11 protein-coding genes, 2 tRNA genes and 1 riboswitch are annotated in these 16,023 nt (G+C 30.1%); all 13 genes read right to left on the bottom strand.

Annotated elements, in window-relative coordinates; all coding sequences use genetic code 11:
• Positions 1-5: 5 nt before the first annotated feature.
• Positions 6-2,762, bottom strand: a complete 2,757-nt coding sequence (lptC, locus tag ACWI69_RS03860) for an LPS export ABC transporter periplasmic protein LptC (RefSeq protein ID WP_448820532.1) — start codon at positions 2,760-2,762, stop codon at positions 6-8.
• A 9-nt stretch (positions 2,763-2,771) separates the two neighbouring features.
• Positions 2,772-5,396: a DNA mismatch repair protein MutS gene (gene mutS / locus ACWI69_RS03855; RefSeq protein WP_448820531.1), complete on the bottom strand. Its 2,625-nt coding sequence runs from the start codon at positions 5,394-5,396 to the stop codon at positions 2,772-2,774.
• Positions 5,397-5,410: 14 nt separating this feature from the next.
• Positions 5,411-6,349, bottom strand: coding sequence for a tRNA dihydrouridine synthase DusB (gene dusB, locus ACWI69_RS03850; RefSeq protein ID WP_448820530.1), 939 nt, complete (start codon positions 6,347-6,349; stop codon positions 5,411-5,413).
• Between the two features lie 207 nt (positions 6,350-6,556).
• Positions 6,557-7,558 carry a PDDEXK nuclease domain-containing protein gene (locus ACWI69_RS03845; RefSeq protein ID WP_448820529.1) on the bottom strand — a complete coding sequence of 334 codons (1,002 nt, stop codon included), beginning with the start codon at positions 7,556-7,558 and terminating at the stop codon, positions 6,557-6,559.
• 32 nt (positions 7,559-7,590) lie between these two features.
• Positions 7,591-8,769 carry a restriction endonuclease subunit S gene (locus ACWI69_RS03840; protein ID WP_448820528.1) on the bottom strand — a complete coding sequence of 393 codons (1,179 nt, stop codon included), beginning with the start codon at positions 8,767-8,769 and terminating at the stop codon, positions 7,591-7,593.
• 1 nt (position 8,770) lies between these two features.
• A complete protein-coding gene (locus ACWI69_RS03835; protein WP_448820527.1) occupies positions 8,771-10,321 on the bottom strand; it encodes a type I restriction-modification system subunit M in 1,551 nt (516 codons plus the stop codon).
• 452 nt (positions 10,322-10,773) lie between these two features.
• Positions 10,774-11,778, bottom strand: coding sequence for a hypothetical protein (locus tag ACWI69_RS03830; protein ID WP_448820526.1), 1,005 nt, complete (start codon positions 11,776-11,778; stop codon positions 10,774-10,776).
• 24 nt (positions 11,779-11,802) lie between these two features.
• A complete protein-coding gene (locus ACWI69_RS03825) occupies positions 11,803-12,552 on the bottom strand; it encodes a 5'-methylthioadenosine/adenosylhomocysteine nucleosidase (RefSeq protein WP_448820525.1) in 750 nt (249 codons plus the stop codon).
• Positions 12,553-12,632: 80 nt separating this feature from the next.
• Positions 12,633-12,729: riboswitch (purine riboswitch) on the bottom strand.
• Positions 12,730-12,838: 109 nt separating this feature from the next.
• Positions 12,839-13,753 (bottom strand): restriction endonuclease, encoded by a 915-nt coding sequence (locus ACWI69_RS03820; RefSeq protein WP_448820524.1) that lies wholly within the window; start codon positions 13,751-13,753, stop codon positions 12,839-12,841.
• Positions 13,754-13,869: 116 nt separating this feature from the next.
• A tRNA-Arg gene (locus ACWI69_RS03815) sits at positions 13,870-13,946 on the bottom strand.
• Between the two features lie 51 nt (positions 13,947-13,997).
• On the bottom strand, positions 13,998-15,389 hold the full coding sequence (locus ACWI69_RS03810; RefSeq protein WP_448820523.1) for an alanine/glycine:cation symporter family protein: 1,392 nt from the start codon (positions 15,387-15,389) through the stop codon (positions 13,998-14,000).
• 119 nt (positions 15,390-15,508) lie between these two features.
• Complete coding sequence (locus ACWI69_RS03805) at positions 15,509-15,709, bottom strand: cold-shock protein (RefSeq protein ID WP_023052292.1); 201 nt, start codon at positions 15,707-15,709, stop codon at positions 15,509-15,511.
• Positions 15,710-15,917: 208 nt separating this feature from the next.
• Positions 15,918-15,993: transfer RNA gene (locus ACWI69_RS03800), tRNA-Asn, on the bottom strand.
• Between the last annotated feature and the right edge of the window lie 30 nt (positions 15,994-16,023).

Raw genomic sequence — 16,023 nt, 5'->3', positions numbered from 1 at the left:
TCTCCTTATTTTTTCAATATTTTGTTATACCCCGATTTTACTTGATTTGCACTTGTTATACTTTTTTTCTCATTTACTTTATAATCTACAAAAACGTTTCCTCTAGCCTTTACTTTATTAGTTTTTGTATTATAATCTGCTTCATCAGATTTTATTACAGATTCACCGTCGTCAACAACAACATCCCCTCTTAATTCAACTATATTATCTTTATTTTTTATCTTTGCTTTTGTTGATGTTGCATTTAATACTTTATCTTTATCTTTTCTCACAATTACAACTTTTCCCACTAAATCAATAATCTCTGTATTCAAATCTCCCGTCATCATATTTGAAGTAACTGTAGTCACTATTCCATCTTTATCTTTTAGCACCGCTTTAGTATTATCTTTTCCAAATATTAATTTTTTCTCTGGTTGAATCTCCAAATAATCCGAGTAAAGAGTTGTTCCCTCTTTCTGAACCACGGCATTTTTTCTAGCTTCAACTCTCTGAACTTGATTTTTTCCTTGAGCATCTTTTTTAAAGTACACTCTTGCAAAATCTCCTTTAAAGTTTACAGGCACTCCATCTTGATAAATTTTTCCAGAAACATTTCCAGTAAAATCTAAATTCATGTTATCTAAGGTACCCTCCACTTTATCACCTCTAAACTCCTCATTCAACTTTGATTTTATCTGTATATTTTTACCTGTTAAATGACTAGTTTTTTTATCTAAGGCTCCTTTATCTCCAACTATATTGTAATCACTATAATCTATTTCAAATCTTTTTGGAGAAATAGCTACTTCTGTATTTTTATTGTACTCTAATCGGTCTCCTCTTAAAGTTGTCTTCTCATCTTTAATTTCAGCATTTTTTTCCAAAACAAAATTTCCTTGAGAAGTAAAGTACTTTATTATATCACTTTTTAATGTATTCTTCACATCTTTTCCATTAAATTTTTCACCAGTAAATACTTTTTTATCAGCTTCATATACTCCATTATACATTTTCCCAGTACTTTTTTTAACATCATCCTCAAATACAATTTCACCCGGAATATATATTTTTTGATCCTTTATTTGATAGTCTGCAGAGTTTGCATTTACTATAATATCTCCGCTTCGTAAAACCAGCTTATCTTTTAACTTTACAAACTCATTCTCTTTAAACTCACCACTTACTGAATTTAATTTAGTTTCACCTTTTCTATCAAAAGCAACCAAATCTTTTTCTACTGACCCTATTCCAGTTTTTTGGTTAAAATTTAAGTTTGTTCCTTCAACAATGTTATCGACACTCACATATTTAAAATGACCAAAGGATTTGAATACTTCCGTAGTTAGATTGTATTCCCCTTTTAAACCTTCAAAAGTATCTTTTTCTTTTTTTCTCTTTAAAATATATTCATTTGGTAAATATACAAAACCTTTCTTTCCCAGATAATCTATCTTTTGACTTTCAAATATATAATTACTATCCTCAAAATAAGCGTCTCCATCTATCAAATAGCTGTCTTCCTGTCTATCAAAGTCCACTCTATTTCCAGAAGCATACTGATTTTCTATATTATTTTTTATATCTCCTTTTATAACATACCCTTTACCAGTAACTTTATTATAAAAAAAGTTTTCTCCTTTACTATTGTATTTATCACTGAAATATGTGTATCCATTCTTTAAATACAACTCACCAGTTTCTGTTAAATAGATTAAATTTTTTGTTAAAATCCTATTTTCTGGACTTGTATACTCTGTATTTTTATCGCTAATCAATTCTAGCTCTTTTGTATCCAGTGCATAAATTGCCATGTCTGTCAAAAGTTTTCCACCGCTTTTGTCAGTCCCTTGAACATTACCTTTTAAAACAAATTTTCTAGTAACTTTATTGTAAACTCCATTGTCACCTTTAAAAGAGTAAGTTCCATTAGTCCCTGATATCTTTCCATTAAAACTTATATTATCTCCACCATCTGAGGTAATACTTTCCATATCTATTTTATATCCATCTGCTAATACATACACATTTTTACTTATTTTAAAAGCCTCTGTTTTATCATTTAGCACTAAGTTATCACCATATAACTTAATACCATTATAATCTAGCATAAAAGAATTGGAAGTAGTTAATATATTTGTTTTTACATTATACTTCAAACCTTTAAAATTTCCACTTAACACTCCCGACTCATTTCCAAAATTTGACCCAGATAGAAATGAATTCCCATCTATATCCACTATCTTATCTTTATCGTTATACTTCGCTTTTTCAGCCGATAAAGTCATATTCTTGGTTTTGAATTTCACATCTCCAGATAAGACTACATTTTCCATCTTGGTATCACTTTTAAAATTTTTACCTGAAACCTCTATTCCTTCGGCTTTATTGATTGCTGTAACACCTATTGTAGATTCTATCTCACCATTTTCTTTATTGTATTTTGCCTCTTGAGTTTCAAATTCCCAACCAGTTAAACTTTTTCCTAAAATATTGGATTTTAATAATAAATTTTTACCAGCATCTAAAAAGGCATTATCTCCTGTTAATATCATTCCATCAATTACAGCTTTTGCTTTTTCAAAAACTGTTTCGTTTGTTTTTAAAAAATCTTTCTGTTTATCAGCTTCTATATGATACTCCTCAGTATCATATACAGCTCCAGTAGTTTCTACTATATCTTCTTTTTTTTCTATCTTCTTCTCATTACCAAAATAATTTAAGTATCCCAAAACTAATACTGCTACTATAATAACTCTATAGGCTATTTTCTTTTTATTCATGGCGCCCTCCTAGTTTAAAATACGTTTTAATTCATTTAACTTTAAAAAGGCGTCAAGTGGTGTCATTTTATCCAATTCAGCCTCTCTCAAAAGACGTAATACTATTCTCTCTTCATTTTCTAATTGTACAATATTTTCTTCCTCTTTTTTCACAGTTTCCTCTTTTGTTTCGGGTTTAAAATCTCCAAATAATATCAGCTGTTCTTTTTTTACTCTTTTTTCTATTATCATTTTTCTATTTTCTAGAACTTTTAACATCTCTTTTGCTCTATCTAAGATTTCTTTAGGTAGACCTGCTAATCTTGCAACCTCTATTCCATAAGATTTATCAGCTCCCCCTTTTACAATCTCTCTTAAAAACAGTATCTCTTTTTCATCCTCTTTAACTTCAATTCTAAAATTTACAGATTTATTCAACTTTGATTCAAGTTGAGTCAATTCATGGTAGTGTGTTGCAAAGATTGTCTTTGCTCCAATATTGTCATGAATATATTCTGTTATTGCTGTCGCAATTGAAATTCCATCAAATGTAGATGTTCCTCTACCTATTTCATCCAAAATAATAAAAGAATTTTTTGTAGAACTATTGACTATATTGGCAACTTCACTCATTTCTAACATAAATGTGGACTGTCCAGTAACCAAATCATCACTGGCACCTATTCTTGTAAAAATCTTATCCACAATTCCTATTTTAGCATATTCTGCTGGAACATAACATCCTATATGAGCCATAATTAGTATCAAAGCCACCTGTTTCATATATGTAGATTTTCCTGACATATTCGGTCCTGTCAAAATTATTAAATTTTTATCGTTATTTAGAACTATACTGTTCTTAACAAAATTTTCTCTTCCTACCAGTTGCTCAACAATTGGATGTCTTCCGCCTATTATTTCTATATCTCCCTCTGTTGTTATCTCTGGCTTAACATAGCTATTTTTTGTCACCACATAAGCAAAATTTGTTATAACATCCAAATATGCTAATTTATATGCCAACTCATGAAGTTCATTCCTATAACTTTTTACTTTTTCAGAAATCTCTTTAAAAATATGATATTCTAAACTTTCTATCTTATCCTTGGCATTTAGAACTTTCTCTTCATAAATCTTTAAATCTTCAACAATATATCTTTCAGCATTTGCCAATGTTTGCTTTCTTATATAATCTTCAGGAACCAAATGAATGTTAGCTTTAGTCACTTCTATAAAGTATCCAAAAACTTTGTTATACTTTATCTTTAATCCTTTTATCCCTGTTCTCTCTCTTTCCCTATTTTCAATCTCTAAAATCGTATCTTTGCCATTGTTAGAAATATTATGCAATTCATCTAACTCAGCACTATATCCCTCTTTTATTATTCCACCTTCTCTAATAGAAAATGGAACCTCATCTTTTATGCTTTTTTCTATCAAATTATATATTTCAATTAACTCATCTAAACATATCTCGAAAATCGGATTACCTTTTAAAACCTTGTATATCTCTAAACTATTCAAGATTGATTTTTTTAGTGCCACTAAATCTCTCGCATTTTCATTTCCTAAAATTAATTTTCCAATTATTCTTTCAATATCGTATATATCTTTTAGTTTTTCTCTTATCTCTTCTCTCAGAAGAACACTCTTATAAAAGAACTCTATATTTTCTTGTCTCTCAAGAATTGTATCTTTTTCAGTTGAAGGATTTTTTAAAAAATGCTTCAATAATCTACTTCCCATGGAGCTTTTACAACTATCTAAAATCCATTGTAAAGTACCTAATACACCATTTTCTCTATTTGATGCCACAACATCCAAATTTCTTTGTGTTGTTAGGTTTAACTCCATTATATTCTCACTCCCTGTATAGACTATCTTATCTACAGGTATTTCATTTCCTTTTTGTAATTCTAGAACATACTCTAAAACCATTGCAGCCGCTTCAGAAGCTGCAATTTTTCCATTTAAACCGAAGCTGTCCAGCGAAATAACTTTAAAATATTTTTTCAAAAAATCTTCACTTTTTTTCACTTTTAGATAGGAACTAATATTTATTTTATTCAATTGAGCAAATTGCTTTAACTCTTTTTCTAGCTCTTCATAGGAGTTCTCATCTATCAAAACTTCTCTTGGAGATATTTTATTTATCTCCCCTAATATTCTATACACATAATCTTCTGTTTTCTTTTTCTCACTAGCTATAAATTCACCAGTTGTTATATCAATATATGTTAAACCGATTGTTTCCTTTTTTACAACAATTCCCATTAAGTAATTATTACTTTTTTCATCTAAATATTCAGTATCTATTATTGTACCTGGAGTAATAACTCTTACTACTTCTCTTTTAACGATTCCCTTTGTGCTTTTGGGGTCCTCTACCTGTTCACAAATTGCAACCTTATATCCTTTTGCCACAAGTTTACCTATATATCCGGCTGAAGAGTGATATGGTACTCCTGCTAACGGTACCTCTATCCCCTTCTCTCTATTCCTACTTGTCAATGTTAGCCCTAACTCTTTTGAGGCTATAACTGCATCTTCAAAAAACATCTCATAAAAATCCCCTAACCTAAAAAATAAGATGTTATCTTTATTTTCTTTTTTTATCTCTTTATATTGGCTCATTAATGGTGTATCTACTGACAAAAAATCACGTCCCTTTATTTTAAATTTTCCTTAGCTCTTTCTAATAATTCTATTAGTTCATCATAGCTTTCTATTTGATTTATAGCTCCCTTTAATGCTGCTCCATTTCTTATTCCTTTTAAATACCAACATAGATGCTTTCTAAGTTCAAATAAAAATTTTTTATTAGGGTTGTCCAATTCCCCTTGAAGTGTATGTCTAATTGCCATATCTAACCGCATTTCTGGTGTAACTTCTGTTCTAACTTCTCCAGTTTCAAACTTCTCTTTAATCTGTTTTATTAGCCATGGGTTCCCACATATACCTCTAGCTAACATTATCCCATCCACTCCCGAATATTTTACCTTTTCATAAGCATCTTCAGCTGTAAAAATATCTCCATTTCCTATAACTTCAATATTGACACTCTCTTTAACCTCTTTTATAAGATCCCAGTTTGCAACTCCACTGTACATCTGTTCTCTTGTTCTTCCATGGATTGTAATATGTTTACATCCTGCTTCTTCAGCTATTTTTCCCACTAATCTATGTTGCTTCAAGCCCTTATAACCAACTCGTGTTTTTAAAGAAAGGCTCACATCATCTGGTATAGCTTCTCTCACTTCACACAAAATTCTCTTTATTTGATCTGGTTCTTCTAGTAGAGCTGCCCCATAGCCATTTTTTATAATCTTATTCACTGGACAACCCGCATTTACATCTATATGTTTTACACCTAATTTTTCCGTTATATATTTCGCACTATAAACCATCTTTTCTACATCTTTACCGAATATTTGAACTCCCTCTCCAGCTCTTATTCTTAAAATTTGATTTAAAGTTTTTTCATTTTCCATCTCTAAAGCATTTATACTAACCATCTCTGTAAACATTAAATCTGGTTTATATTCCTCCAAAATTCCTCTGAATGTATAATCTGTAACTCCCGCTAAAGGGGCAATATATATCTTCATTTTACCTCCAAAATTACACTTTGCTATCTAAAAATTTTATCATATTTTCAAGGGTTTTTCAATGTTAAATCCCTAATCAAAGGTCTCATTCTCTTTCAAATTTCCAACAAACAAAAATAAAGCTAACCAAAAAGTCAGCTTTATCTATTTACTTCATATTTTTTGAATGTAAGTAACTTATCTCTATAATATTCATATCGAAATATTTTAACTCAATTTTTTCATAGCCATACTGAGTTTTTCTTCTAAAATTTCTTTAGGTGGCAGATTTAACCAATACTCTGATATATGAATATTATCTTTTTCCAAATCCAACAAAGTTACTTCTTCTTCGTCTTTATTAGCACAAAGTATTATTGCAATAGGTTCTTCTTCAAACTCTTGCTTTTCATATTTACTCAACCATTTTAAATAAAGTTCTACCTGTCCTTTATCTTGTGGCTGAAACTTCCCAATTTTTAATTCAATTAAAACTAGCCTTCTCATTTTTCTGTGGTAAAATAATAAATCTAAATAATAATCATTTTGACCAACCTTGATTCTCTTTTGTCTAGCTAAAAAAGCAAAGTCACTTCCAAACTCTAGTATAAATTTTTCAAGCTCAATCAATATTGCGTTTTCTAGGTCTCTTTCACTATAAGTATTTGACAAATCTAAAAAATCTAACATATATGGATCTCTTATGAATAAAGTTGTTTCCATTTTATTCTCTATTTGTAATTTCATCAAATCATTTTTTATTGTTTCTTCAGGTCTTTTAGAAATTGCTGTTCTTTGATAAAGCATTGAATTTATTCTATCTTTTAAAACTCTTACGCTCCATCCTTCGTTAAGTGACAATGTCATATAAAACTCTCTTTCCAATACTTCTTCTATCTTTATAAACTCCAAAAAATGACTCCAAGAGAATTTTCCAGACACTGTCTGGAAAATTGGAAAAGCCAAATAAAATTTTCTCATGTTAAATAAGTTACTTTTACTGAAGCCTTTCCCATATTTTAAAGTTAAATCCTTAGATAATTCACACATTAGCTGTTTTCCATATTCAGCTTTTTGTTTTCCTTTTTGTTCCTCTTCTACTATCTCTTGTCCAATTTCCCAGTATGCTTTTAGCATTTCATTATTTATATTTTTTATTATATTCTTTCTACTACTTTCAACAATAGAGAAAACTTTGTTTTTAAAATCTAAAGTTACTACTTTATTCATAATTTCCTCCTGATATATATTCAATTTCAAAATTAAACTTCTCTTTCTAATTTTTTGAATGTAAGTAGCTTATCTCTATAGTATTCATATTGTTTTTGTCGTGCCTCTATCTCTGCTGGTAATCCTGTTTTAATGTCATTTACAAGAGTATCAAATCTATCAAGGATATCCACAATACGCTCTTGTTCTTCAAGAGGCGGAAGAGGGATTAGAATTTTTTCTAAAGCACTAACATTTACACGTCTAACTTTTGTCCCTGTAATAAATAATCTTTTTTGTTTTTGAAATTGTTCAGTTTGAAAAAAGTAAGCTACATATTTGGGGTTTAACTTATGTGTATAAAAACACGCATCACCACTTATAGCAATTCCTTCATTCCCTAGCCATGCTACAGCTTTACAAACATCTTCATCATTTTCGCTAGTTGTCGCTATTATTAAATCTCCATGTCTAGCTATACGTGATTTTTTTGCAAATTCTTCTGATACAAAAGTTTTAGTTTTTATAGTATAGGTACCATAGTAAGTATAAATTTGTCCATAGTGAATACAACCAACACCGTTATTAGTAAAATCTTTTTTTTGTAATCCTGATCCTCTAGTAAATTTTCCAATAGTTTCATCTCCCATTGGAACAAATTTTATACTACTATTTTCAAAATTAAAAAGAGTTTCTCTATAATATTCATATTGCTGTTTTCTCATTGTAAGCTCTGCTGTAAGCTCTGTAAAGGTATCTAAAATACGCACAATCTCCTCTTGTATTGGTAATGGAGGTAGGGGAATTTCAATATTGTTTATCATAGGTTTGGTAAGTTGTGGAATTCCTGTTGTTGGTACTTTATAATCATTTTCAATCATTTTCATAAAATAATATGCAAATTTTAAGTTTAATTCAATTTTAGGAGTTAAAACTAACAAACGAACTATTGGAAAAAATGGTTCTTCTCTAAAACTAGTCCAACCAATTGTACCACGAGCAGAAATTGTGAGACTAGGCTTAACCACTTTTCCTACATTAGTCCAACCATATAAAGATTTTTCATCAATACCATTAGATAAGATTGGAATATTGAATTCTTCTGTTTTTACATCAGATAAAAATTTTTTTGGTACATCTCCTCCAGCTAAAATATTAAAAACTTCTCCCAAAGTTTTATACTCAACTCCATCAGGGCAAAGCTCTTTGATTAGTTGCTCTAATTTACTCATATTACTCGTCCTCAATCTCTGCAACTATCTTATCTATCTCAATACGAAGTCTATCTATATTGCTTACTGTTGCTTTTATCTTGGCATTTAACTCCTTTATATCTATAATCTCCCTTGTATCTTTTGCTTCTACATATGTATTTACAGAAAGGTTATAGTCCTCTTCAGCTATTTTTGAATTATCAACAGATTTTGAAACATGGTCAATATCCTCTTTGGTATCAAATATTCTTAGAATCTCTTTAATATGCTCCTCTGTTAAGATATTATTATTTGTTTCTTTCTTAAAGAAATCTTCTCCACTAGCATCTATAAATTGAGTTTTAGAATCCTTTTTACTCTTAGAAAGAATCAATATATTAACAGCTATTGAAGTACCAAAGAAAAGATTTGGTGCCAACGATATAACCGTTTCAACAAAATTGTTTTCAACTAAATATTTCCTAATTTTTTGTTCTGCTCCACCACGATAGAATATTCCCGGGAAACAAACTATCGCAGCACGTCCTTTACTTGAAAGATAATTTAAACAATGAAGAACAAAAGCAAAGTCTGCTTTAGATTTTGGTGCTAGTACTCCAGCAGGAGCAAAACGCTCATCATTGATAAGAGTTGGGTCATCACTCCCCACCCAATTAACTGAATATGGAGGATTTGAAACAATAGCGTCAAATGGCTTTTCATCTCCAAATTCTGGATCTGTAAGTGTATTTCCTAATTTAATATCAAATTTATCATAATTTACATTATGTAAAAACATATTCATACGTGCAAGATTATATGTTGTATGATTGATCTCTTGTCCATAGAATCCCTCTTCAATGATATGGTCATCAAATTGCTTTTTTGCTTGTAGCAACAGTGAACCTGATCCAGCAGCAGGGTCATAGATTTTATTTATCGTTGCTTGATTGTGTGTCGCTAATTTCGCAATAAGTTTAGATACACTTTGAGGTGTAAAGAACTCTCCACCCGACTTACCCGCATTAGCAGCGTAGTTAGAGATTAAAAACTCATATGCGTCACCAAACAAATCTATATGATTATCTTCAAAGTTTCCAAAATTAAGCCCTTCAACACCTTTAATAACGGCAGCTAAACGACTGTTTTTATCTTTGACTGTATTTCCTAATCTATTGCTTGTTGTATCAAAATCAGCAAACAGTCCTTTGATATCTGATTCAGAGGGATAACCATTTGCAGAGCTTTCAATGGCTGAAAATATTGCTGCTAAATCAGTATTTAAACTTTCGTTACTGTTTGCGTTTTTAGCAATATTGGTGAACAGTTGGCTTGGATAGATAAAATATCCTTTTGTTTTTATTGCATCCTCTTTAATTTCTTCCGTTATAACATCATCACTTAAATCTGCATATCTAAAACTATCGTCCCCAGCTTCAATATAGCTAGAAAAGTTTTCACTGATAAATCTATAAAAAAGCGTTCCTAAAACATATTGTTTAAAGTCCCATCCATCTATTGAACCACGAACATCATTTGCTATTTTCCAAATTTGTGATTGTAATTCAGCTCTTTGTATTACACTTGACATTTTTTCCTCCATCCATTTTTCATAAGCAATTTTATATAACCCATAGAGGTCCACTTTGCTTAAACTCCTTATTATCTATTGCTTTTCATTATATCACACAGAATCTAAAAAATAAAACATTTAACTGTCTTAAAGTAATCATACAAAAATTGTTGTGGATTCTAAAAAAACATATTAAAATATATCTACAAAAGAAACTACTCTAGATACTTTTGTTAAAAAGCTAACTGTATTGAATATGGTTGGCTTTTTTATTTGCCAAACTTTAAGATAAAAACAAAAAAGGCTCAAAAGAGCCTTTTCTGTTGGTGAAATTTAATAAAACTTTTCGTTGATTAGCCTTGAATAAATTATCAACCGAGGAAACTTATAATATATATACCATATAATATTGAAAATCCGCAAATAAATATCTAAAAATAGTGTTAATGTTTTCTAACACTCTTCAAAATCTATTTATAATCTCCTTCCATAAATCTATAAAAAGCTGGATTTACCCAAATCTCTTGAGTTGTTACTTTTAAATTTGATTCTTTTTTCATAAAAGTAATAAAATCTTTTGAACTTTTAGGAAGGGTTAGAATATTAGCTTCAAAATCTCCATTTTTAACTAAATGAGATATTAACATTTGATATCCTTCAATTTTACCTGTTTGTATGAATGGTTGCCACCAAGATTTATAAATTAGTCCTTTTTGATTTTCAGAATCTTTTTTTGCATAAAGATCAACAAGTTTTGTAAATTTAATTTTATCTTTATTATTTACAAATTGAAATTTTAAATCATACTCTAAAGGAGTCACTACAATTTTTCCATCTTCTAAAATGATATGAGTATAATTTGGAGCTCCCCAATTCGGATTATGTAAAAATGCAGAAGTTTTAGGTTCTAGTTGAACTTTAGCATCAATACCCTCACTTTTTAAAAGAGCTATTAATTGTATAGCATGTATAATATCATTATGCCCATAACTCACAGACAAATTTTTATCAAAGTTGGCATAGCTATTACTGTTTTTTAAATTATAACCAGTTATGAGTCCATTAGCCAAAGCTATATTTAATTTTTCAAGCAAAAAATCATCTTTAGCAGGAACAGTGTTATTCCACTTTACTAAAACCTTTTCAAAAATATTCTTATCAGAAATATTTCCTAAAGAATTTTCATTATTATCTAAAAAATCAGAAACATAGTCTGTAATAGTTGAGTAATCTTTTCGATTAAGCATCTCTACTGAAGTTATATTTAAGTCAACCAAGACTGCTTTGTGTGAAAGAGCTTCAGGAGATTCTGTTCTAATATTTCTATATCCCTTTAAACTTTTTTCAATTTTTTCTCTTGGATAAGTTTTTGCCAATTCCTGTAATTTCAATTTTTCGATAGCTGAGCAGGGTTCAATAGTAGCAAAGGATGTTAAATTTAAAAGTATAAGAGCAAGTAAAATTTTATTTTTCATTGTATTGTTTCCTCCAAGTTGTTATTATATTTGTGTAAGCATATCCATTACAATTTTAGCAGAATTATCAGCTGCTATTGTAACGAAATCACTGTAATTCATATGAGCACTCCCGTCGGCTTTATCAGATATTGATCTAATAACAACAACAGGAACCCGATATAAATTTGCAACATGAGCTACAGAAGCTCCCTCCATTTCAACAGCCCATGCACCAAAAGTTGTTTCTAGAGATTGAACAGTGGTTTTATCAGCAATAAATTGATCCCCAGTAGCAATCGTACCGATATAAACTTTATTTTTCCCCAAGACTTTTTCTGCAGAATTTTTTGCAATTTTAATTAAATTCTCATCAGCTGAAAACTTTGTATCCACTGATCCAGGAACAGCACCTTTTTTAGTTCCAAAAACTGTAGTATCATAGTCATGTTGAACTAAATAATCAGATATAACTACATCAGTTATATTAAGATTATTATTAGTCGCCCCAGCAACTCCTGTAAATATAATTTTATTTACGTTATATTCCTCCATAGCGATAGTTGTTCCCATAGCAGCATTTACTTTTCCAATTCCAGATTTAAAAACCACAACATCTTTATTTTCTAATTTCCCTTTATAAAAGGCAATAGAAGCTTTTTCCTCTTTCTTTACATCCTTCATCTGAGAAAGTAAAATTTTAATTTCAGAATCCATTGCTCCAATTATAGCTATTCTTTCAGCTAAGGTTAAAGTAGATGTTAAGAGTGTTAAAATTAGTGTAAGTTTTTTCATTAAATTCTCCCCATTAAATAATTTTGTAAAAAATAAAAAAGAGTATACAAATTCCATGGGAATATATACTCTCATTACCAACGATTATATTTATCCCTCATAGAGAACTATTTACGGTAGTTCGTAGAAACTCTTGGCCAATCCCAAGTATATATGAGTTTATTTGTGATTTTTGTAACTTTTTTCTAAGAAGATAATACCATAACTTTTTTAACAATGCAATCTATATATAATAATTATATAAATTTTTAATTTCTATATATAAAATGATATTTCCTAATATCCCTCATTCTTCTAAAAAATAATCCAAATCAATTCTTTTTATTTCATAAATTTGTTCAGTATGTAACCCTATATTGAACTCCACCATTAGTTCAACCAATTTATTTCCATCAACTAATACAATTTTCTGTGAAGTCAAATTTTCACAATAAGTTATTGCTTCTTTCGTAAACGTTGAAGTAGTTATAAAAATACCTTTAATAGCTCCTTTTCCCGCTAACGCTCCAACAAATTTCTGTACTTCTGGTCTTCCAATTGTAGTATTACTCCATCTTTTTGCCTGTAAATATATTCTGTCTAACCCTAATTTATCTTCATTTATAATTCCATCTATTCCTTCATCATTACTCTTTTTAGTTAAACTTTGAGATATCTCTATTTTAGAACCCCCATATCCCATTTTTACTACTAAATCTATAACTATGGATTCAAACTTATAAAAATTAATCTTTTTTAATCTTTCTAACATTTCATCCTTTAACTCATTGTTTAAAAGCTCATAAATTTTTTCCAATCCTTCAGCAGGGGTATCTATTTGCTTTAATTCATTCTTTTTTGATACGTCATCTTTCCCTATTTTTTGAAAATTTAAAAATTCTGGATATTTTCTTAAATACTTGGCATCTAAAATTAAAGGAGGTTCTTCCAACACTTCTAATCCTCTTTTAGTAATCTTAAATTCTCCACGTTTATCAGTTCCTTCAATCAATTGTGCTTTTTTTAAATAAGTTTTAGCCCAGTTAAGTCTATCATAAAATTTTCTTTTTTTATTTTTAATAGACACAAACTCTTGAATTTCTTCCTCTGTAAGTTGAAATTCATTTGCCAATCTTTTTTCTATTTCCTCATTTGAATGTATTTTCTCATCTCTAATAGCTTTTAGAAGTGGTAACATAAGTTCTTCATAACTTGGTATCATATTTTTCTCCCAGTTCAAAATTTTAATTAGTCGATATATTTTTAGTTTCAAAAAGAGCTTAGATTTTAAAATCTAAGCTCTTTATATTTTTATCTTAAATTAGATGTATAATTTGATGGCGCCCCCAACAGGGATCGAACCCATAACCCTCTGATCCGAAGTCAGATGCTCTATCCAATTGAGCTATGGAGGCTTACCATAAAAGATTGTACAGTATTTTAAGATTTAAGTCAACAATTTTTCTCTAATTCCAACACTCAACTCTTTCGCTATACGGCATATCTATATCATTTTTATTAAATTTTGGATCTAATCCATTTTCCTTCTGGTTACTGTAATCATTTAAAGCTTCAAAAGCAACTTTACCAAGTAAGAATATTGCTATAAGGTTTAGTATTGCCATTAACCCCATGAATAAGTCTGCCATATTCCAAACGAGAGCTAACTCCCCTATGGACCCAAACATTACCATTCCAATAACTCCAGCTCTATATAAATTTAGCCAAGCTTTATTTGGAGTTAAAAATTCTATATTTGTCTCTCCATAATAATAATTTCCAATTATTGAACTAAAGGCAAATAATAAGATACATATGGCAATGAAAACATTTCCCCATCCTCCAACTTGTGAACTTAGAGCATTTTGAGTCAACTGAATCCCTGTTAATCCTTCCGTTTTATGTGCCCCTGATATTAAAACCATAAAAGCCGTGCATGTACAAATTAATATAGTGTCAGTAAACACTCCCAACGTTTGTACGAATCCCTGTTTTACAGGATGAGAGGTATCTGCGGTTGCAGCCGCATTTGGAGCTGATCCCATACCAGCCTCGTTAGAAAATAACCCTCTTTTTATTCCGGTCATCACAGCAACTCCTATTCCACCACCAACTGCCTGTCTAATACCAAAAGCATTTTCAATTATATCTCTAAATATTTCTGGAACCATCCCTATATTAGTTATAATTACGTATAGTGAAACTAATATATAAAGAGTTGCCATAGCTGGTACCACTACAGCACTAAAATTTGCAATTCTTTGAACTCCACCAAAAATTATAACTCCTGTTGCAACAGCTAACACAACTCCAATTATAGTTCTATCTAATTTAAGTGCCTCATGAAAAGCTAATGATATTGTATTTGACTGAACTGAATTAAATATTAATCCAAAAGTTATCGATATTAATACTGAAAATCCAACACCCATCCACTTTTTGTTGAGTGCCTTTTCCATATAGTAAGCAGGACCACCTCTAAAGGCTTCTCCATCCTTTACTTTATAAATTTGTGCCAAAGTACTCTCTACAAAACTAGACGCACCACCAATAATAGCTATTAACCACATCCAAAATATAGCTCCAGGACCTCCTGATGCGATTGCAATTGCCACACCTGCTAAATTTCCAGTTCCTACTCTTGATGCTGTACTTATACAAAAGGCTTTAAAAGATGAAACTCCTCCTTTATGCCCAACACTATCACCTAAAACTTTTATCATTTGAACAAAGTATCTCAACTGAACAAATCTTGTTTTTAAGGTAAAATATGCTCCTACGAACAGTAGCATTACTATTAACACATATCCCCATAGGATATCGTTAAAAAAGTTTATTAATAAGTTTAATATCTCCATTTTTCCCCCTCGTTTTGTTTGATATGAAATTATTCTATCATAAGAGTCCTAAAATGAAAAATATATTTTTTAAATTAGCATTATTTTTATAAAAAAAAGGAGCCATTGACTCCTTAGAATTACTTTGCTACTACAATATTTGTAGCTTGAGGTCCTTTTGCACCTTCAGTTACATCAAAAGTAACTTCTTCTCCCTCATTAAGAGTTTTGAATCCATCTTTTTGAATTTGAGAGAAATGTGCGAATACATCCTTTCCATCTTCACCAGTGATAAATCCGAATCCTTTTTCTTGGTTGAACCATTTAACTGTACCTTTCATTTGATACCTCCATAAAAATTTTTGATTTCATGTAATAAATCTCCATTTAATCCAACTAATATAAGGTACCTATGCAAAGACCTTTAAATATTAAATACTAGAATCTCTTTCAATTTATACATCATTCAAACACAGTATACACTATTTAAATGTTCATGTCAAATATTTTCTCCTAATTGAGGTTCTCAATTTCCAAAAAATAAAAAAATGGCGCTTCTTGCTGGGCTCGAACCAGCGACAACACGATTAACAGTCGTGCGCTCTACCAACTGAGCTAAAGAAGCACATTTTTTAAGATTGGCAACTTCCTATCC

This window comes from Cetobacterium sp. (assembly GCF_977044495.1).
The sequence above is the reverse complement of the archived record's forward strand: the minus strand, read 5'-3'. Positions and strand labels throughout refer to the sequence as shown.

What these genes read in the sequence shown, in the direction of transcription:
- lptC (WP_448820532.1), bottom strand. Translation starts at nt 2,762, where the DNA reads ATGAATAAAAAGAAAATAGCCTATAGAGTTATTATAGTAGCAGTATTA.
- dusB (WP_448820530.1), bottom strand. Translation starts at nt 6,349, where the DNA reads ATGAAGATATATATTGCCCCTTTAGCGGGAGTTACAGATTATACATTC.
- ACWI69_RS03845 (WP_448820529.1), bottom strand. Translation starts at nt 7,558, where the DNA reads ATGAATAAAGTAGTAACTTTAGATTTTAAAAACAAAGTTTTCTCTATT.
- ACWI69_RS03840 (WP_448820528.1), bottom strand. Translation starts at nt 8,769, where the DNA reads ATGAGTAAATTAGAGCAACTAATCAAAGAGCTTTGCCCTGATGGAGTT.
- ACWI69_RS03835 (WP_448820527.1), bottom strand. Translation starts at nt 10,321, where the DNA reads ATGTCAAGTGTAATACAAAGAGCTGAATTACAATCACAAATTTGGAAA.
- ACWI69_RS03830 (WP_448820526.1), bottom strand. Translation starts at nt 11,778, where the DNA reads ATGAAAAATAAAATTTTACTTGCTCTTATACTTTTAAATTTAACATCC.
- ACWI69_RS03825 (WP_448820525.1), bottom strand. Translation starts at nt 12,552, where the DNA reads ATGAAAAAACTTACACTAATTTTAACACTCTTAACATCTACTTTAACC.
- ACWI69_RS03820 (WP_448820524.1), bottom strand. Translation starts at nt 13,753, where the DNA reads ATGATACCAAGTTATGAAGAACTTATGTTACCACTTCTAAAAGCTATT.
- ACWI69_RS03810 (WP_448820523.1), bottom strand. Translation starts at nt 15,389, where the DNA reads ATGGAGATATTAAACTTATTAATAAACTTTTTTAACGATATCCTATGG.
- ACWI69_RS03805 (WP_023052292.1), bottom strand. Translation starts at nt 15,709, where the DNA reads ATGAAAGGTACAGTTAAATGGTTCAACCAAGAAAAAGGATTCGGATTT.